The sequence below is a fragment of the Paenarthrobacter sp. CAP02 genome, assembly GCF_040137855.1.
In the GTDB taxonomy this organism is placed as follows: domain Bacteria; phylum Actinomycetota; class Actinomycetes; order Actinomycetales; family Micrococcaceae; genus Arthrobacter.
In genome coordinates, this window is record NZ_JBEEII010000017.1 from 1 (window position 1) to 17,060 (window position 17,060).

The 17,060-nt window shown below is 61.5% G+C and carries 18 protein-coding genes; 8 read left to right on the top strand and 10 right to left on the bottom strand.

The window, feature by feature from the left end; genetic code table 11:
• Positions 1 to 528: 528 nt before the first annotated feature.
• Positions 529 to 1,038 carry a hypothetical protein gene (locus tag ABHM97_RS20525; protein ID WP_253033885.1) on the bottom strand — a complete coding sequence of 170 codons (510 nt, stop codon included), beginning with the start codon at positions 1,036 to 1,038 and terminating at the stop codon, positions 529 to 531.
• 231 nt (positions 1,039 to 1,269) lie between these two features.
• Here ABHM97_RS20525 and ABHM97_RS20530 point away from each other — a divergent pair, with 231 nt between their 5' ends.
• Positions 1,270 to 1,839 (top strand): recombinase family protein, encoded by a 570-nt coding sequence (locus tag ABHM97_RS20530; RefSeq protein WP_253033884.1) that lies wholly within the window; start codon positions 1,270 to 1,272, stop codon positions 1,837 to 1,839.
• 28 nt (positions 1,840 to 1,867) lie between these two features.
• Here the strand turns inward: ABHM97_RS20530 and ABHM97_RS20535 are convergent, their stop codons facing one another.
• The 8 genes from ABHM97_RS20535 to ABHM97_RS20570 all read right to left on the bottom strand — a co-directional run bounded on the left by ABHM97_RS20535 (position 1,868) and on the right by ABHM97_RS20570 (position 8,794).
• Complete coding sequence (locus ABHM97_RS20535) at positions 1,868 to 2,689, bottom strand: hypothetical protein (protein ID WP_253033883.1); 822 nt, start codon at positions 2,687 to 2,689, stop codon at positions 1,868 to 1,870.
• Between the two features lie 171 nt (positions 2,690 to 2,860).
• A complete protein-coding gene (locus ABHM97_RS20540) occupies positions 2,861 to 3,232 on the bottom strand; it encodes a ParB family protein (RefSeq protein ID WP_253033911.1) in 372 nt (123 codons plus the stop codon).
• Positions 3,229 to 4,143: a ParA family protein gene (locus ABHM97_RS20545; protein WP_253033881.1), complete on the bottom strand. Its 915-nt coding sequence runs from the start codon at positions 4,141 to 4,143 to the stop codon at positions 3,229 to 3,231. Before ABHM97_RS20545 ends, ABHM97_RS20540 begins: the two co-directional genes overlap by 4 nt.
• A 441-nt stretch (positions 4,144 to 4,584) precedes the next feature.
• Positions 4,585 to 6,297 (bottom strand): hypothetical protein, encoded by a 1,713-nt coding sequence (locus ABHM97_RS20550; RefSeq protein WP_349472053.1) that lies wholly within the window; start codon positions 6,295 to 6,297, stop codon positions 4,585 to 4,587.
• A gap of 271 nt (positions 6,298 to 6,568) precedes the next feature.
• Positions 6,569 to 6,922, bottom strand: coding sequence for a hypothetical protein (locus ABHM97_RS20555; RefSeq protein WP_349472054.1), 354 nt, complete (start codon positions 6,920 to 6,922; stop codon positions 6,569 to 6,571).
• 53 nt (positions 6,923 to 6,975) lie between these two features.
• Complete coding sequence (locus ABHM97_RS20560; RefSeq protein WP_349472055.1) at positions 6,976 to 7,281, bottom strand: hypothetical protein; 306 nt, start codon at positions 7,279 to 7,281, stop codon at positions 6,976 to 6,978.
• A gap of 14 nt (positions 7,282 to 7,295) precedes the next feature.
• Entirely contained in the window at positions 7,296 to 8,060 is a 765-nt protein-coding gene (locus tag ABHM97_RS20565; protein ID WP_253033877.1) for a hypothetical protein, read from the bottom strand.
• Complete coding sequence (locus tag ABHM97_RS20570) at positions 8,057 to 8,794, bottom strand: hypothetical protein (protein WP_253033876.1); 738 nt, start codon at positions 8,792 to 8,794, stop codon at positions 8,057 to 8,059. Before ABHM97_RS20570 ends, ABHM97_RS20565 begins: the two co-directional genes overlap by 4 nt.
• Positions 8,795 to 9,071: 277 nt before the next feature.
• Between ABHM97_RS20570 and ABHM97_RS20575 the strand changes: the two genes are divergently transcribed.
• From ABHM97_RS20575 to ABHM97_RS20600, 6 genes are all read left to right on the top strand, one after another.
• Positions 9,072 to 10,199, top strand: coding sequence for a M23 family metallopeptidase (locus tag ABHM97_RS20575; protein WP_253033875.1), 1,128 nt, complete (start codon positions 9,072 to 9,074; stop codon positions 10,197 to 10,199).
• Positions 10,199 to 10,732: a hypothetical protein gene (locus ABHM97_RS20580; protein ID WP_253033874.1), complete on the top strand. Its 534-nt coding sequence runs from the start codon at positions 10,199 to 10,201 to the stop codon at positions 10,730 to 10,732. The genes ABHM97_RS20575 and ABHM97_RS20580 overlap by 1 nt, the downstream gene beginning before the upstream one ends.
• A gap of 172 nt (positions 10,733 to 10,904) precedes the next feature.
• Entirely contained in the window at positions 10,905 to 12,098 is a 1,194-nt protein-coding gene (locus ABHM97_RS20585) for a MinD/ParA family ATP-binding protein (protein WP_253033873.1), read from the top strand.
• A gap of 12 nt (positions 12,099 to 12,110) precedes the next feature.
• Entirely contained in the window at positions 12,111 to 12,446 is a 336-nt protein-coding gene (locus ABHM97_RS20590) for a hypothetical protein (protein ID WP_253033872.1), read from the top strand.
• Between the two features lie 60 nt (positions 12,447 to 12,506).
• Positions 12,507 to 13,298 carry a hypothetical protein gene (locus ABHM97_RS20595; protein ID WP_253033871.1) on the top strand — a complete coding sequence of 264 codons (792 nt, stop codon included), beginning with the start codon at positions 12,507 to 12,509 and terminating at the stop codon, positions 13,296 to 13,298.
• 13 nt (positions 13,299 to 13,311) lie between these two features.
• A complete protein-coding gene (locus ABHM97_RS20600; protein WP_253033870.1) occupies positions 13,312 to 15,183 on the top strand; it encodes a hypothetical protein in 1,872 nt (623 codons plus the stop codon).
• Here ABHM97_RS20600 and ABHM97_RS20605 read toward each other — a convergent pair.
• On the bottom strand, positions 15,106 to 16,197 hold the full coding sequence (locus ABHM97_RS20605; protein ID WP_263661262.1) for an NAD-dependent epimerase/dehydratase family protein: 1,092 nt from the start codon (positions 16,195 to 16,197) through the stop codon (positions 15,106 to 15,108). The two genes, ABHM97_RS20600 and ABHM97_RS20605, sit on opposite strands and share 78 nt — an antisense overlap.
• Between ABHM97_RS20605 and ABHM97_RS20610 the strand changes: the two genes are divergently transcribed.
• Positions 16,090 to 16,923: an IS5 family transposase gene (locus ABHM97_RS20610; RefSeq protein WP_253033868.1), complete on the top strand. Its 834-nt coding sequence runs from the start codon at positions 16,090 to 16,092 to the stop codon at positions 16,921 to 16,923. The genes ABHM97_RS20605 and ABHM97_RS20610 overlap by 108 nt on opposite strands.
• Positions 16,924 to 17,060: the final 137 nt, after the last annotated feature.

Consider the following 17,060-nt stretch of genomic DNA (forward strand, 5'->3'; position numbering starts at 1 on the left):
GTCCTATTCCACGCTTCAGTGAAATTGACACCTATAGGAGCATCGTCGTAGACACAACAGGTCCGGGCAAGGCGGAGCTCTGCGACGTCGGGGCCGGGCCCAACAGCCGGCCGCGCCAGCGGACGCCCGATCCTGTGAGCCCTGCGAACCATTCATCAGCACCCCACGGAATCCCCCAGGTTCGTCCGGGTTGCCGGCCGTCCAGGACTGCCTGGCATCCTGGGGACACCGGGTAAGCCCGGGCAATCTGGCAGCTGGTCAACGCACGATTGGAACAGCTGGATGCCAAGCAAGTAGCAGTTGCGTTGACTCGCCCTTCGGCCCCAGATACTACGACCAAGGGCCGGTCAACTCCCTCAGATCTCTTCGTCCCATTTCCTTAGAACTGGGATAGGGGCCGGCCTGACCTAGCGAACCCACATCGGCACATCCCGGAGTTGCCGCTGAATCGTTGGAGTCCGAAGACTCCTATGCAATCGCTATCCGAACGGCGGAACAGGCGCGTCGGGTTACGGGCATCAGAGTTCGTCAGACAGTTCCGAAAATTGCTTCAATACAGCCTTGCAGGGCGGCTGCTGCGACTATTAGACCACCGAGACCCAAGAGGCCAAACCCTAGGTCTTCGAAGGCTTCGACTGACTTCTGAATTGCGGCCGCCTCGCTCTTTTCTGCCTTCAAGCGTTCGCGCTCCGCTTTTCTCGCCGCGGATGAGGGCCGCTTCACCCAGCCAACCATGGCAGTTATGGGGCGGGAGCCCCACGGGGATTTTAATGCAGGAGCCTTGTCTGGGTTGGCTTCCTTGGCGTCCTCAACTGCCCTGGCAGCGTTTTGCTGAAAAAAGCGAATCCCGACCATCAGCATGCCTCCAACTCCTACGAACATCGCTCCCACGAAGTTCGCTATAGGTGGCTGGGCCATAACCGCAAAGACGACGAAGGTCAAAACAGAAATCGAGATCAAGGCCACGAAGCCTTTCCGGTTCTCTTTAGTCTGATTAGTCTGAGTTGAGGTACGAACTGGTGTCATGTCCAGAATCATTCCTCATTCCCCTTACTCCCCCCTAGCCGGCCATCAACTGCGTGGATTGTGGGCGGCATGAGAGGTACTACAAAAATGTCTCACTTCCTTAGAACCGGGACACCCCGGGTGGGACACTCCCCCTCGCATCTGAATACGCAGAACGGCGCGTAATCTGATTGTCCCGGAATTCAATCCACAATGGTCGCCATATTCAACCGTAACGACAGCGAATTTAGGTACGGTGCATCAATGGATATCGGGTATGCGAGGGTTTCAACGCCTAAACAGGACGTGGCGCGGCAGCTGGACGCCCTGGCGGCCGCCGGCATTGACAGTGAGCATGTCTACGTAGACAAGAAGTCCGGGGCCACCAGGGACCGTCCAGGGCTGCATGAAGCGCTGCGCCAGGCGCGCCCAGGAGATGTGATTGTCGTTCACACCCTCGACCGGTTAGGCCGGACGGTCCGGGACACGCTAAATCTGGTTCACGAATTAAAGGAACGTGGCGTCGGGATCCGGACACTGGCCGATCCTCTCCGAATCGACACATCGACTCCGGACAGTCCGATGGCGCAGCTGGCCGTCGTCATGCTGGCCCTCTTCGCAGAAATGGAACGCACCTACGCCGCTGAACGGGCCTCCCATGCCCGGGCGGTAGCTGCCGCCCATGGCCGTCACACCGGACGTCCTTCCGTTGTGGATCCTGACAAGCTCGAACATGCCTTGATGCTCCGGGACAAGGGCGTGCCCATCCGCGAAATAGTCACCAAGACTGGACTGGCGCGCACAACCCTCTATCGGCATCTCCCGCCAAGGTGAACTCACAGCGGCCAGTTCTGACCGACCTCTACAGCCCCATCATCTTGGACAGGGCATTTGTCCCAAGTCCTATGATGACGGTGCCGAGAAGTCCGGCGACCCATCCAAGCCAGGTCTTTATTTTTGGCTTGCCGTCCTTCATCAGTTCAAATCTGGGGATGAACTTCTGCAGAACGGCAGCAGCAACGAACGATACAAGGACATTTAAAACGAGAACTATTGCCACTAAATCCCATGTGCTCTTGACATAGGGCAGCAGGAGCAACGCAATTACCACGGCGGTGGGTACCGCGATTAGCGTGTGCCCCCATCCACTACCAACGAGGCGTCCAAGCCAGCTGCTTTGCCGCTTCAGTTCAACTTTGAGTTGACCGGCGGCTGACGAAACCCAGTGAACAGGTCCTCCAAGTTCCGCCTGACTACCATACTTCCCGAGTTCCAGCCGCAGGAAGGTCCCACCTGAGTACTGCTGGCCAAAGGATAGTTCGATGCGCTTCACTTCCCGTTCGTCCAGATCTTCAATGAGGACGTCAGGGGAACCGGTCCGCCTTTCGTCCCAGGTCTTTAGGCTGACTGCCATCTCAAGATCCAGTTCCTTAACTGCGCGTTCGGCGGTGTAATGGCCGTCTTCTTCCAGCGACCCCAGAATGCGGGCCTCTTCCATAAGGGTCGTTGGATCAGCGAAACGACCGGGGTCCCCTCCATTTTTTGAAATATTGGTTGCGATAGCCGCAGCCAACGACTCCACTCTCGCCTCGTTGAGCTCACGAGTTTTTGCCCTGCTGGCCGTTAACTTTTCTAGCGCTTCTGCGGAAGCGGACGAGTGCAGGGACTTGACCAAAGTGACCAACCTCGCCAGATCCTTTTGGTTTCCCCACCACGTCGGCAGCTGTATTCGGGCCTTAGTGGTACTTGACTCGCCCACTTCTCTCCTCTGTTTACTCTGTTCCGGTCCCGGGTCCTGTGGTGTTCGACCACTCCCCCGGGTACTGCTATCTGGCTTGGGGGACGTACTTCCCCGTTAGCTATCCTTGAGCCTCCGGCCGCCGGGCAGTTTCTCTCCCCATGAGGGGTACATCTCGCCCTGGTTGTGTTCGGCTTCGCGGCGGCGGGTTTCTGCTTCGATGGCTTTAGCAACGAAATGTGCCCAGGTGTTATCTCCCTCGGCGTAGCTGGTCGCCTTGTACGCGGCCTTGGCGCGATTGCGCAGAGCGGTTGGGATGCTTACCGTCATGTTCTCAGTCGGGGAATCCTTTGGTTCTTCCCTCTTCGCCGGCGCCTCCTGGCGGCGCCCGGAGAGCATGCGCGCTAGTGGTGCATCTGTCGTGGGTGCTGCGGCGGGTCGCGGCGGCAAGCCCAGGGTGGGCCGGCCGGCGTTCTGCTCGGTGCTCATGCGCTAACCTCCTGGGACTCTGCAGCGGCTACCCGCCGCGTTACTTCCATGGCGACTGCATGCAGGTCCTCAGCAACGCTGGATGCAGACCTTGGCCCTGCATTCGTGGCTTTAGCTTCTCCGCGACGAATCTCCCACCATTTGGGTGCTTTGCTAAGTTCCCGTTCGAGCTCGTGCGCCAGTAGCCCGCGCTCCCGGCAGGCCTGGGCAGTTGCTTCTGCGTGTCGGATGGTCATTGGGAACAGCACTTCGTCGGTGCCGAAGTCGGCGATGAGGTGGTCGCGGGTGACTTTGTGGACCTGTTTTGAGTTGGTTCCGGTTCCCACCAGGACAACACCCAGGAGATCGAGTGCTGGGTTGAGTCCCACGACGCTGTCCATGCGTGCTGCCACCGCAGCGACGCCTTTGCGGCTGGACATGTCTGTCTTCAGCGGCACCAGTGCGTACCGTGCGGCCGCGACGGCTGATGCCTGGAGGGGCTCGTTTCCGGGCGGGCAGTCAAGGAGGACGAGGTCGTACTCCCCCGCGATGGTTGCGAGCATCTTTGCCAGGGCTAGGTGGGCTGCGTCGCGGTCCTTTTGGGCTTTGGCTCCGAGAAACGCTGCTGCATCATCGAGTTCGGGTCCGCCGGCAATGACGTCCAGGTTGGGTCGGATACTTGTGAGCAGGGACGGCTCTGCACCGAAGCAGAGAGCCGCTGCCAAGCTCCTGCCGCCGTCCCCCTTGTCGGAATAACCTAGGTCCTCCGCAAGGTTGCCCTGCGGGTCCAAATCCACGAGGAGTACGCGTGAGCCAGCCTCCGCGAGGAGTCCACCGACGTTGGCTACCAAGCTGGTCTTGAAGACCCCGCCTTTGCCGTTGATTACCGCGATTACCCTGCTGAGCGCGCCGCGGTCCAGATCGTGTTTCATCGAATCTTCCTTTCACAAGTGTTCCCAGCGTAACCAGGCGGCACTTGTTTCACTTGTGAAGCTGGCTTGCGTGTCTTTACTTTTTTCACAAGTCAAAAAAGTAAAGCTGTTATGGCAAGTTTTACTTCTAAAGCAAGTTTCAATTGCTTTGCTGTATACGCTTCATTCGCAAGCGAATGACCAACATGAGGAAACCCTGCAGGTAAGCGATTGAGCGCCGCCCTGCAGCTCTTCCGTCGCGCTGTCCCCCGCTGTCGGCCCCCGGTGGAGACCGGAGGATGAATCTCAAAAGCGGTCCACATTGGGCGTCAGTGCTTGCCGTTTTGCGGCAGCTTTCTCGGAGCCCCCGTCCTGTCGTCGTCCGCATATTCAGTGCGCCGGAGGTAACCGGAAAAATGCGTACAGGCAACCCGGGCATCGCTGCAGCCCCCGGTTCGTCGTCTATGCGGCGTTCCAGATCGCAGCATCCCCAGGAGGCAGCCAATACTCCTCCCGTTCCTGGTCGTACAGTGCACCTTCATCAACCTCAACGGTCCGGAAACGGTCCAGGTATGCGTGCCAGCGGGCGCGTTCGAACCGGTTACGGCTGATGTGGGCCTGGTAGTCCTCCAACACGCCCAGCCTTGCCGCCAGATTAGTCAGATTAACTGCCCTCCTCTTCCAGTGACCGTGGTCGCGGTAAACCATGCCCAGGGCCTCCATCTCGGTCAGCGCGGTCGATACGGCGTTGCGGCTGATGCTCGTAAAACGGACAATCTCCGCGGTGGTGGGGGAGTGCCTAGCTCGTTCGATGGATTCATAGACAAGGGCAGCCACGTCTCCCAGGCTTCGGAACACAGGTCGCACGGCATGGATGCGTCCTTTGCGCCACGTCAGCTCCCTCGCTAGTTGCTGATAGTGCCGAGGCAACTGAATGAGGTAGACGTCTGCTGTCTTGTGGCGAGCATCCGCGACTTTGGTGAGAATTCCATCGGAGGCCTGGGCCAGAACGGGAAGTAACCGGGCAATGGTGACATGGTGCTTTCCCAGCGCGACCGCAAGCGTACGACAACCGACATCGAGAAGATCCGTTTCTTTCGCCCTCATGTAACCCAGCAGGCCGCGGACCAGGAGGCGGAGGCCGAGTCCTTCGCGGCCCCTGGCTGCCAAGCGGTGGTCCAGGACGGCGTACAGGACATTTTCCAAGTCGTTTACGAGTTGGTGGATTGACGCGGAACTGCGGTTGAGTGCCCCCCCTGTGGGTTCAGTGGGGCTTGTGTTGTTAATAAGGGCATTGATTTTTCCGGGTTCACGGGACTTACGTTTTTGGGTGCTGCCGGCGTTGGTGAAGGCCTGGGCGTTGGCCCATTCGCTGGAAAGGAGTCGCGCCTGTTTGGCTTGCGTGCCGTAGAGGGCTGCCAGGCCCGGGAACTGGCCGGTGAGTTCGTTCCGTACCTCTTCCAGGGTCCATCCGCACGCAGCGAAGTGGTTCAGCACACCCATGCGGGCCTCCGAGGCGCTGGCGTACGTAGCCGTGTCGTAAAGGCCAGTGCGTGCAATCCGGCGCAGGGGGGTTTCGCTGCGGCCAGCGACGGGCAGCTGTCCAGCAGTGGTCCGTACTGTTGTTGCTGCTTTGGCTTGGCGTTTTTGGATGGCCTTGTTGCGGGCCAGCTCCGGGGCCAGTGCGGCGCGCAATGCTGCTATGGCACGCGCTGAGTTGCGGACGCGGAGGGTGGCGTAGGCCTGGGATAGGGGAGTAATGAGGGTTTGGTGGCCGCCAGCCTTGTGCCTTGAGCCCGGGACGCGGATGCAGCCGTCGGTGATGTTCTGGTGGGGGCTCGGGTCCAGGCTTGCGGCGAGAAGGCCGAGGGCTTCGACAAGCTCGCGGGCTTTGGCGGCGGTGAGGCGTTGTTGAAGGGGAATGTAGATGTGCCTGCCGCCGCTGGGGGAGAAGTCCTCCACGTAGCTGACGTTGGCTTCGTTCAGAAGCTTCCTGAGCCGGGCTGCGTCTGAGTCCACGACGCTCTTCAGTGCCTTGGATGTATCCAAGTCGATGCAGAGAGTGGCTACGGAACCGTCCGTACCGTGGATCATGACTGCTGCGGGGTGCTCGGGCAGAGACGTCGTAATGGTGGGCGGAGTTGCCGGCCGCGGGTATTGGAACCTGGTGCCCATCCATCGGCCTAGGCGGTAGGACGCTTGGCCGGCGATCAGGGGTGCAAGGATCCACGCCTGCTGAGGGCTAGGTTGGCCCGCGACACCCTTACGTGCGTGCGTTGACGCGGAATTGACTTCCGGTACCATAGACAGCAGTTACTCCTTCGGGGGAACGACAAAATCCACCCACTGGGTGGGTGTTGGACAAAAGTTCAGATCGACATCCCGCCAAGAACGAGATCTGAACTAAATACTTAACGAAGGCCCGCCATGTGCGGGCCTTCAGTTATTAACTGGCTTTCGGTATAGGCAATGTCTCCTGATTGCGCAGTTCTTCAAGGTCGATGGAATCTATATGCCTGGCAACCAGCGGTGTCAGGTAATCAACTGCGTTCGTGCCAAGAATTTCCATAATGGCCCGCAGCTTTTCGGCCCGCGCAAGATCGGGCTTGACCACAAACGTGTGCCGGGGCCCCTTGGAAGGGCGGCCTCCCTGAGCAAGCTTCTGAATTGCCATAGTGCTATCTAAGCGGTTTTGATAAACGAAACCCTGCACGTCGCCGCGGCGTGTCGCTCTTTTTGAAAGAGTCATCGCGTGGGGTGTGACTCGCCCAGCAAGCTCGTGACAGATTCCAGATTGCATGATTCCAATATGTCATGAAACCAAGAATTTTGGGATTTGGGACCCTTTGAGGGCTACTTCTTCCACGCTCTTCGGACTATGGCTTCCACGGACTCGCCGGCAGGATCAGTTGCAGGATTGGCAGCCATGGCATCCCGGAACAAGGTCCTGGTCGCTCTCAAAGACCGAAAGTAGCGTCCCTGGCGGTCGATACGCCACCGCGAGACTCCCAAGTAGGCGGCAGCTGCCCGCCGCTCCATGCCATCTGCCAGGCACACCTTCACTGCCTGGTAGATGACGCGATAGGCAGCCTCATGCTCCCGCGGTACTTCCGCTAAGACGCTTTTGACTGCTTCCTGCGCTTGTTGAGGGGTAGTCATGTCTCCCGGCCTTCCTAATCGAGTGAGAGGGCAGATCCCAGCTCGGTTTTCACTTTTCTGTTCCTGCGCGCGTAAGCAAACAGCGCGAGTCCCACGACCACGAGGGCAGTGGAGGCATAGGAGATGAGCATGTACAGGTAAACCACATTCCCGCTACCAAACCACTCGACGGGGTACGCTCCGGCGCGCAAGAGGGAGAGGGTGAAACCGCCGGCAATCATGCCTGAAGCCATCCGGCCTGTCCGGAGAGGGTTCTTCGTGGAGTCGAGGTACGCCGGCCGCACCAGGGGAAGGACAATGTAGGCCACGTAGAACAGCACTAACCAGGTGTTTATGCGAACGCTGGGCTGTGTGGCGAAGTCGAGCATCTGGGGGGATGAATACGGGGCGTCTGTGGCCACGACAGTCCATAGCAGGCCAGCGGAGACGAGGCCCAGCACAACGGTTCCGGGAGCGCCCACTGTCCAACGACGGGCAAAGGGGGATCCGTAGGCGACACTAAGGTGCCCGCCCAGAAAGGCGACGGCTACCAGTGCGCAGTACTTGGAGATGAGGTCGGTAGCGTTGGTGATCGGCATGATCGAATCCAGCGCGTAGTACACGGGCGGTACCAGCAGCAGATAAGCGGTGGTGAGAAAGATGCCCGACAAAGCGATTCTGCTCGCCTTTTCCCGCAAGGCGTGCTCAAACCCGGATGCGGGTGTATTTATACGCTTGAACGTAAGACTGCCCAGAAGGATGAGCATGAGCGTCACCGGGACGACACCTAGTGGATTCATCCCAGAAGCTCCGTCATCTTTTCCGCATACTCCTGGGCTTCCTTACGTTGTTTGACGCGCCGCTGCAGCAGGTTTATGCGGCCGGAGATTAGCTCGACAAGTGCATCGTCCGTGATTTCAAGCAGCTCGTCCTCCCTGGCGCGTGGTTGCCAGCCTGCCTCAGCCGGAAGCACGAGGCCGACGACCACCAGACCTGATGCGAAGGAAGTGCCTGCTGCCCTGGAGGCTGCTACCGCAAGCGGTGGGGTCAGTTTGTTTTCGGTGAGCTGCGTGAAGATGTATGTCAGGGCCATGCCAGTCTCTTCTGCCATGCGGTGCCTGATGTCGCCGGAGTCGATGGCGTCAATCCATGCCCGATTGGATCCCTCGTGCGGGAAGTCTATGAGCGGAATATGTTTCCGCAGATCCCGCGGGTAGTACTTCTTCGAGGTGCGGAATTGTAGCTCGGCCATGAGGTCTGCGTGGTGGACCTGGCTGAGCACTTCTGCCGGCGTGGGCTCAATCTGTCTGGTGTACATGTTCCTGTACGGGTCAAAGGCGGCAAGGGACTCCAGCACGTTCGCTCCGGACGCGCGAGCGACGGCAACGACCGTCGATTCTGCAACGTTTCCACGCCGCAGCTGGTTGCCCAACGTGCCTCGGTGCAGCCCCGTCAGAGCGCTCAGAGCGGCAGGGGAAGTGCTGATGGACTGAGCGTCCAGCCAGCTCTTGAACTCTGAGGCTGAGACAGGCACAAACACTCCTTGGATGGGGCAAACACGACAAGACGCGCACGATTGATTCTGCTAGAATGATCCCAATAGTTAAGCATCCGCAAATACTTAACCGTTGGTTTCAAATCCATCCTAGCTTTACGGCTGAGTTTAGCCGGGATGGGTTTTCCGTCCGGGGGACAAGCCTCGGAATAGCCCAGGGGAGGGGCGATATGCGAGTCACTATGCGGTGCAGGGGCGGGACTTACCTGTTCATCGGCTGCTGGTTTCGCGCCGACAGAATCAGGCGGTCGTCCTAATGGGTGTCGCTGCTGCTGGGGCAGCAACAGCCGTTGCAGGTAAGGCGTTTCGAAAAGTCGTCGTTCCTGTTGCCGCCGCTACCACCCTCGCCCTGGGCTTCGTTGTTGTGGTTCTTGACGATGGCGGAACGCCGGCTCAGGCCGCTTCTGCCTGTGCGGCACCTGGCACGTCAGCTGTATCCGCAGCATCAGCGGTCCCTGGCAGCACAGTGGCCGGGTTCGATGGTGAGCAGATGAAGAACGCGGCCGCGATCATGAAGGCTGCAGAGGATCTGAAACTGCCCGTGGCCGCACAGCTAATCGGTGTTCAGGCTGCCATTGGCGAGTCCACGCTGCGGGTCATTGATTTCGGTGACGGTGCTGGCCCGGACTCACGGGGGCTGTTCCAGCAGCGCGCAAATGGTTCGTGGGGTTCCTACGAAGACCGCATGGACCCCCACACCAGCGCTACAAACTTCTTCAAGGCTCTCCAGAACGTTCAGGGGTGGGAAAACCTTGAACCGACCATTGCCATCCACCGCACGCAGCGGAACGCGGATCCACACCACTACACCCGGTTCCGGGAACAGGCCACGCAGATCGTTAAGGCACTCGGCGGGGAGTCGGCTTCCATGGTGGACCCGTCCGGGGTGTGCCCGGTCGAGGGAAACCAGGTTGTCGGCGACATTGCCGGGAAGTGGGTCAAGCCCCTGCAGAAGGCTGTCATGACCAGCGGGTACGGCCCGCGGCCGGCCCCTCCCGGTACGGCCGGGGGAGTGCTGGCCAACTTCCACTACGGAATCGACTTCTCCACTCCTGGCCAGGCCGGGGTGATTGTGGCGATCACGGATCTGAAGATCGTGAAAATCAGAAACCTTGAAGGCCAGTTCGGAACCGGCATCACCGGCCAAACCCTGGACGGGAAGCTGACCATCGGGATGTACCACATGGAGGCCGGCTCTCTAAAGGTCAAGGAAGGCGACACCGTTGCCGCCGGAACCCCCCTCGGGACTGAAGGTGCGACCGGCAACGTCTTCGGCCGGCACCTGCATATGGAGTTTTACGCCGGGGCCCTGCCGAATCCGATGATCCCGATCAACGCCACCATCGACCCCACACCGATCCTCAAAGAGAAAGGCATCCTGTGATGCGCAGAACCGCACTCGCCCCGGCCCTGCTGGCCACCGCTGCCCTGCTGACGGCCTGCGCCGGGACCCCAGCCGCACAGACGACCACCACAGCGGCCGCGCCGGCCCCGACCATCACGGCGGATGCTGACGCGCACTCAGCCGGTGATGGCCACGGGCATGACGAGGCCTCCGAGCAGTACCACGGCCCTAACGTCACCTGGGATGCCGCCGCCGAGACGAGGGTCAAAGAGACCGCCGCGAAGGCCATGGTCCTGTTCGGCCGGCCTTCGGTGGAGGAGAAGACCTGGTTCAAGGATCTGGAACCGATGCTCGCGACCGAGTACAAGGAAGACGCCCGCTACATCGATCCGGCCCGTGTTCCGTTCTCCACCGTCACGGACGGTCCCGCGATCACCCGGGAGGCACAAAACCCCATGACGGTTACGGCGTCCTTCGACACCAACGCCGGGCCGTGGACGATGATGCTCCACCGCATCGGCCAGGACGATCCCTGGCTTGTCACGTCCATCAGCCCGGTGACTCCCCAGTGAGCACGCCCACCGCCGGTGCTGACGAGTTCGGCACAGCACCGCTGTTCACCGACCCGCTAACCGTCCCGGAACGGCACAGCCCGCAGGGCACGGCCGCAAGCAGTGTCCCGGTCCTGTTCCAGGAACCGGCACCAGAGATTTTCAGAAGTCAGAACCCCGAAAGGAAGACCCGATGAGCACCAACTGGTCAGGCGCCGAGCGGAAGTCACGCGCCCCCATCAGCCTGCTGAACCCCGAACCGTCGGCAGAAGATAACGCCGCAGAACCCGTCAAGGAAACCGCGACAGTGACCGTTGCTATCAGTGAGCCGGCACAGGCCCAGCAGGCGGCCGTGGAAGCTCAGGCGGCCCCTTTGGTCAGCGGCCGGCGCAGCGCATCAGTGCTGCAAAAAGACAACATGAACGATGAACTGCCACCGGCCACCGGTTGGCAGGCCTTCCTGCGGACCGTGACGTTCGGGCTGATCAAGCCCAAGGTCGGCGCAGCCGAGCTGGCCCGCCGCACCGACCTTTCCGCGATCCAACGGGTCTACTCCAGGCCCATGCGCATCATGGTCGCCCAGCCCCTGGGCGGGGTCGGCAAGACCATGTGCAGCGTGGGAATCGGATCAACCTTCGGGATCCACTCCGGCCAGCACGCCATCGTCTGGGACAACAACGAAATGATGGGCACCCTCGGTGTGCGGACCAACGCCAACGGCTCTACCCGCACCGTGTGGGACCTGCTGAACGTGCTGGAAAAGTTCGAAACCATCGAGGCCCGTAAAGGCGATTTCTCCTACTACACCCGCCACCAGGGCAAGAACCAGTTCTCCGTCCTGGCATCGGACGAAGACCCGGATCGGATGAAGTCCATCGGCGCGGAAGAATTCAACCGCATCCACACGGTGGTCAGCCGGTTCTACGACACCATCGTCCTGGACACCGGAAACAACACCCGCTCCGAAAACTGGCTGGCCTCTATCGACGTCACAGACCAGCTCGTGATCCCTGTCCGGCTCCAGCGAAACGCCGTCGTCTCGGCCCTGCGAATGATCGAACAGCTCGAATCCATGTCCGAGCGCCAGGGCAACCCGCACTACAAGAACCTCGTCGCCAACGCCGTCGTCGTCATCACCCAGGGCGGGGGCGCCAAAGTCTCGGCGACCGATCAAGCGGACCTCCGCGCCCAGCTCGAATCCACGGTGCGGTCCATCATCGATATCCCCTATGACGCGGCCTTGGACAACGGCTCAATCATCGATTGGCAGCTCGTGGGCGATCCCGCCCGCCGCGCCTTCGAACGCGTCACCGCAGAAATCGCCGCAGGCCTGCTCGAGGTAGACAACCGCAACGCCCACGCACGTATCCACACCACCAACCGATAGGAAACCCACACCATGTTCAAGAGCATCCTCACCAACGTCACCATCCCCGCGGCCGCAGATAACCCCCTGGACGGGGTGACCCCCAACATCAACGTCTTCGGAGTTCAGTTCCAAGGCGCGATCCAGCTGATCCTCGGCGGGCTCTGGGCACTGGTGCTGATCCTGGTCACCGCCGCTTTCCTGATGAACCTGGGCAAGTGGGGAATCGCACGGCAGCGCGGCCACTCGGACGACATTGCAGATGGCGCGGACGGTGCCAAGCGCAGCGGTGTCGCCTTCGCCGCCGTCGCCGGCGCCAGCGTCATCATCGGCGGCATCCTCGCACTGACTGCCGCAGCAGGAGCCTAGCCAACTGGTGGCACACTTCATCGTTGGCAGCTGTCTCCTACCGAAGAACGGAACCAGACCATGAGAACGAAATGGAAGCTACTGATCGCGATTGCCGCCGTCGTGGTGATCGTGGCAGTCGCCGTCGTCCTGATAAATCTCCGCCCCACGGAACAGGCTTCACAGCCCGAACCCACCGCTGGCACGGACATGGTCGCTGGCAAGCTCGGATTTCCAGTCTCCAAAATCAGCATCGGAGAAGGCGGAACCACAACGGCCGCCGACGGCAAAACGCCCATCGGCTACAACGGCACCTGCGACTCCGCCGCCCAAGCAGCAGCCAACTACACACCGGTCCTGCACGATGTGAACACTAAAACCTGGGAAGCCCAGAAAGCCACGATGAAGACGTTGGCCTCGGACGAAGCATGGATCAAGGATGCAGTTCTGCTTGGCGACACCTACACGACGGCGGCCGCGTCCGGAAGCTTCAAGAGCTTCGATGGCGGCTGGCTCGACCGCGTTGATGTCAAAGCTGGGGGCCTCTACCGGCTCGTTTCCTGCGAAGCCGAGAACCGCGCATTGATTCAGGTGGTTTATGGCGGTCTCCGCGGCGGTGAAGCAGAACCCGGTGGCTACTTCGGTACCGATTCCCTGGAACTCGTTTGGGACGGAGATTGGAAAATCTCTGACGCCCTGGTGCGTATTGATGACACAGAACTTGCCGACAAGTTCCCTGACCAAGGCCCTGCGGGCGGTCTCGTCGGCGCTGCAACCGGAGAGATGCCCACTCTCGATAACGGGCTGGTCGGCCGCTACTTCGAAAACCTGAGTAAAGAAGGCTGGGTGGAATATGCAAACGCTACGCGCTAGCAGCAGGATCCGCTTGACTGCCGCACTCCTCGCGCTCTTCTTGGGCTTCGGTGTTCTCACAGCCGGATCCGCTCAAGCAGCGGATGACATCAACGCCTCAGAAAAGTTGAATGCCGATCAATTGAAGCGGCTGGCGGGCTTGCCGGCAGACCAGCGCGACGGCATTCGTGACCGTCTCAACGGCGAACTCGCCAAGAACGTCTGTGGGCCTCAATTTCTCGGTGCAACGATGATCGGCCAGGACTGCACGGGAATGGCAACCCGCGCTTTCAACAGTTTTCTGGACACCCCCGAGAAATCCTTGGACTACCGACCTGCAGAAGGACAGCGCGAGTTTTGCTCATCGTTGGCGCGGGAAGGGGCACCGCCAGCTGCCTTGGGCATATGTGCGGTATCGAGCACATGGAACGAATTCGCCCCGCTTGCTGGCGCTGTGTTGCGTACAGCTGTTTCTACACAGCCTGGCGGGCAGTTTGTGCTGGGCGCGGTGGACACAGTGGCGTTTATCGCCAATGCCAAGGACGGGTTTGAGAAGTTTGCGAACTCGACCAAGGAAGCCGGAGTGACGGCCACGAACGAGGTTTTAGTGAACCTTTTGAAAGTCTCAGAGTTTCAGGTCGATGACGGCTTCCGAGACACCTGGTCAGTCTTTTCCGGCGTCGGGATCGTGTTGCTGGCACTGATGTTCTTCAAACTCTTCCGGGACTACTCGGATGAAAAAATCGATCCTGACGCCATGCGTGAATCGGTGATCTGGTACGCCCCACTCGCGGTTCTGCTGGCATTGTTCGGCCCGGTTCTGGGATACGTGGGCAACAACGCATTGGTTCAGGTTACTGATTCGATCAGCCCATGGACCTCAAACCAGATCGGGGACTTCGCCACAAGCATTTCCCGTTTCGCCTCGTATGAGTCCAGTGGCGTTTTCGGACCGCTGGCAGCTGTGCTGCTGTTCGGGTTGCTCTTCGTCGGGGCCTGGGCGCTCCTGGGGCTGTTCGCTCTGCAGCCACTCGCGCTGTCACTGCTGGGCGTAGGCATTGCGCTGATGATCGGCTTCATGATCCATCCCGAACACCGCGGCCGGGTTGCCAAGGCCGGTTCGCTGTGGCTGGGTATCGCTCTGTCGAAGCCGCTGATTCTGTTGATCATGGGTGCGCTGTTCAGCTTCATCTCGAACCGCCCCGCGTTCCAGGGCGAAGGTACCGGAGACGCCTTGGTGAACGCCTCCTCGGTGTTCATCGCAGCCGCCGCCATGGTCGTCCTCGCGTTCTCACCCGCGCTGCTGTTCAAATTCGTCCCGATACTGCCATCCTCGGCCAGTTCTTTGGGTGCTAACCGTCCCTCCATTGCCGGGGCGGCGATGGTGGCCGGGGCCGGTGCCGGGATCGGTGCGATGATCCGTCAGCGCCGCACCATGCAGGCACAGTCCGGCCCGGCCGGCGGTGGGCGCACCGGTGCCGCCGTCAGCGGGGCGGCAGCCCAGGTATCAGGCGGGCCTCGCTTTTCTGCCGGTCCTGACGGGGGTCTGACCGATGGTGCAGCCGGGGCCGGCGCGGCTACAGGCAGCGGCCGTCGAAGTGCCGGCGCCACCAGACAGGGGGCCGCCGCGATGGGAGCCCCTGGCCAGGATGCACCGGCTGCACCTGATACCCGCACCATTGCCCAGGCGCAGCGGGATGACCGGGCCGGTACTCCGGCCGGAAAAACTGCTGCCGCTGCCCGCAGCGGAGCGGCGAGTGTAGGACGAGGCTCAGCCAAGATTGCCGCCGGCGGGGCGACAGCGTTCCTGCTGGCCGGGCGTGAAGCATCACGGCAGGCCGCACTGCGCGGCCGTCAGGGCGTGAACTCGATGGTGCCTGATACCGATCACATCAGCGGACGGTAATGAGCAGTACGAAAGCAGGGGAGTAGGTCTGATGGGACGCATGGTTGTTGTCGGTGGTGAGGTTTCCCGCCGTGGTTTGTGGGGCGGGAACCGTACCGGTCCTGAGTGGATCGGGCTCAGCATTGCCCTGGTTTCGGGGATGGCGGCGATCATCACCACCGTGGCCGGCACGGAAGCAGCGGCGAGGAGCCCCTCGATGTGGTCCGCAATGTCGTCGTCGTGGATCGGGCTGTAAGGAGCCGGGTCCGACCGCAGCCGGATCGTCTCGCCGGCGGCGACCTTGTCCAAGTGCGTCACGGGAAGCCCGCCGCGGGGCCCGTACGAGGCGTTCATGCGCGCGATCACCACGGGCAGGCCGTACAGGCGTGCACAGAGCCGGGCGGTGCCCTCCTGGGCGACCTTGGTGACCCCATAGGTCGGGGTGGAGGGGTTGATCGGGTCCCCCAGCGGATCGGTTTCGGTGTACCGGTGCCACGGGTCCGGGTGCGGCCGGTAGACCCCGGTCGTGGACATCACCAGCGCCGACGCCGCCCTGCGGAAGTGCGAGAGCACCAAGCCCGTGCCGACCGCGTTGATGTCCAGTGCCTTACCGAAATCATCACCGCCGCCAAGGTACGCGGCTAGGTGCAGTACGTGGTCGAAGTCCTCCGGCAGCCCGGAAAAATCAGGGTTGACCAGGTCGACGGAGCAGGTCTTCACGCCGGCTTCCTGGAGTTCCCCGCGTACCTTTTCGTTGCCGAAGCGGGCGATGCCCCACACCTCGTTCTGCCCGGCCAGCTTCATACTGAGCGCCGAAGCAATCCGGCCCGAGGCCCCGGTGACGAGGATCTTTCTGTCCCTAAGTAGGTGTTGGGAAAGTGGGGCGAGCCTGTTGACTGCCGCGGCCGACGGGTTCAGCGTGGAGGCATGGAGGGCTCTTCCCCGCGTCCCTATCCTTCGGACCTGACCGATGACCAGTGGGCGCTGATTGCGCCGATGGTTCCGGTCAAGACCGGAGGCCGGCCGGCCAAGCATTCGAGGCGCCGGATCGTGGAGGCGATCCTGTACCTGAACCGGACCGGGTGTGCCTGGCGGATGCTGCCGCACGACTTCCCGCCCTGGGACACCGTCTACTGGTACTTCAAGCGGTGGAACCGCGAGGGCATCACCGACCGGATCCACGACGCGCTGCGCGACGCGGCCCGCAACGATGCCGGGAAAGACCCGATGGCCTCGGCCGGCATCGTGGACGCCCAGACCGTCAAGGGCGCCGACACCGTCGGCCGCGATTCCCGCGGGTACTACGCGGGCAAGAAGACTAACGGGCGCAAGCGGCACATCGTGGTGGACACGATCGGGCTGCTGGTGGTCGTGCTGGTCACCGCCGCCAGCGTGCAGGACCGCGACGGCGGGCGCCGGGTGCTGGAAAAGGCCCGGATGAAAATGCCCTCGATCGTGCTCGTGTGGGCCGACGGCGGCTATGCCGGCAAACTGGTGGAGTTCGCACGCCTGCTGCTGCGGATCACCGTCGAGATCGTGGTGAAACCGGCCGGGCAGCACACCTTCGAGGTCCTGCCGCGACGCTGGGTCGTCGAGCGCACCCTGTCCTGGCTGGTCCGCTGCCGGCGCCTGGGACGGGACTACGAACGCCTCCCCGGACACGCCGAGGCCATGGTCAAATGGGCCATGATCGGGCTCATGGCCCGCCGGCTCGCTCCGGCCCCCGGGCGCCGGCCCTGGCAACCCGCCAAAGCGCCGTGACCCCTTTCCCAACACTTACTAAGACCATCGAACGCCACGCCACCGATTCGGCCGCCGCTTACGCCCAGTACATCGCCGCAGCACGCGAACAGCACACTCGCGATAGATGACTGCCCGAGGCCACCCGGTTGCCTTCT

Bases quoted from the DNA above. Each gene is read 5' to 3' on its own strand.
- ABHM97_RS20575 (WP_253033875.1), top strand. From the start codon at position 9,072: ATGGGTGTCGCTGCTGCTGGGGCAGCAACAGCCGTTGCAGGTAAGGCG.
- ABHM97_RS20540 (WP_253033911.1), bottom strand. From the start codon at position 3,232: ATGAGCACCGAGCAGAACGCCGGCCGGCCCACCCTGGGCTTGCCGCCG.
- ABHM97_RS20565 (WP_253033877.1), bottom strand. From the start codon at position 8,060: ATGAATCCACTAGGTGTCGTCCCGGTGACGCTCATGCTCATCCTTCTG.
- ABHM97_RS20530 (WP_253033884.1), top strand. From the start codon at position 1,270: ATGGATATCGGGTATGCGAGGGTTTCAACGCCTAAACAGGACGTGGCG.
- ABHM97_RS20555 (WP_349472054.1), bottom strand. From the start codon at position 6,922: ATGCAATCTGGAATCTGTCACGAGCTTGCTGGGCGAGTCACACCCCAC.
- ABHM97_RS20590 (WP_253033872.1), top strand. From the start codon at position 12,111: ATGTTCAAGAGCATCCTCACCAACGTCACCATCCCCGCGGCCGCAGAT.
- ABHM97_RS20525 (WP_253033885.1), bottom strand. From the start codon at position 1,038: ATGATTCTGGACATGACACCAGTTCGTACCTCAACTCAGACTAATCAG.
- ABHM97_RS20560 (WP_349472055.1), bottom strand. From the start codon at position 7,281: ATGACTACCCCTCAACAAGCGCAGGAAGCAGTCAAAAGCGTCTTAGCG.
- ABHM97_RS20545 (WP_253033881.1), bottom strand. From the start codon at position 4,143: ATGAAACACGATCTGGACCGCGGCGCGCTCAGCAGGGTAATCGCGGTA.
- ABHM97_RS20595 (WP_253033871.1), top strand. From the start codon at position 12,507: ATGAGAACGAAATGGAAGCTACTGATCGCGATTGCCGCCGTCGTGGTG.
- ABHM97_RS20550 (WP_349472053.1), bottom strand. From the start codon at position 6,297: ATGGGCACCAGGTTCCAATACCCGCGGCCGGCAACTCCGCCCACCATT.
- ABHM97_RS20610 (WP_253033868.1), top strand. From the start codon at position 16,090: ATGGAGGGCTCTTCCCCGCGTCCCTATCCTTCGGACCTGACCGATGAC.
- ABHM97_RS20580 (WP_253033874.1), top strand. From the start codon at position 10,199: ATGCGCAGAACCGCACTCGCCCCGGCCCTGCTGGCCACCGCTGCCCTG.
- ABHM97_RS20605 (WP_263661262.1), bottom strand. From the start codon at position 16,197: ATGCTTGGCCGGCCGGCCTCCGGTCTTGACCGGAACCATCGGCGCAAT.
- ABHM97_RS20585 (WP_253033873.1), top strand. From the start codon at position 10,905: ATGAGCACCAACTGGTCAGGCGCCGAGCGGAAGTCACGCGCCCCCATC.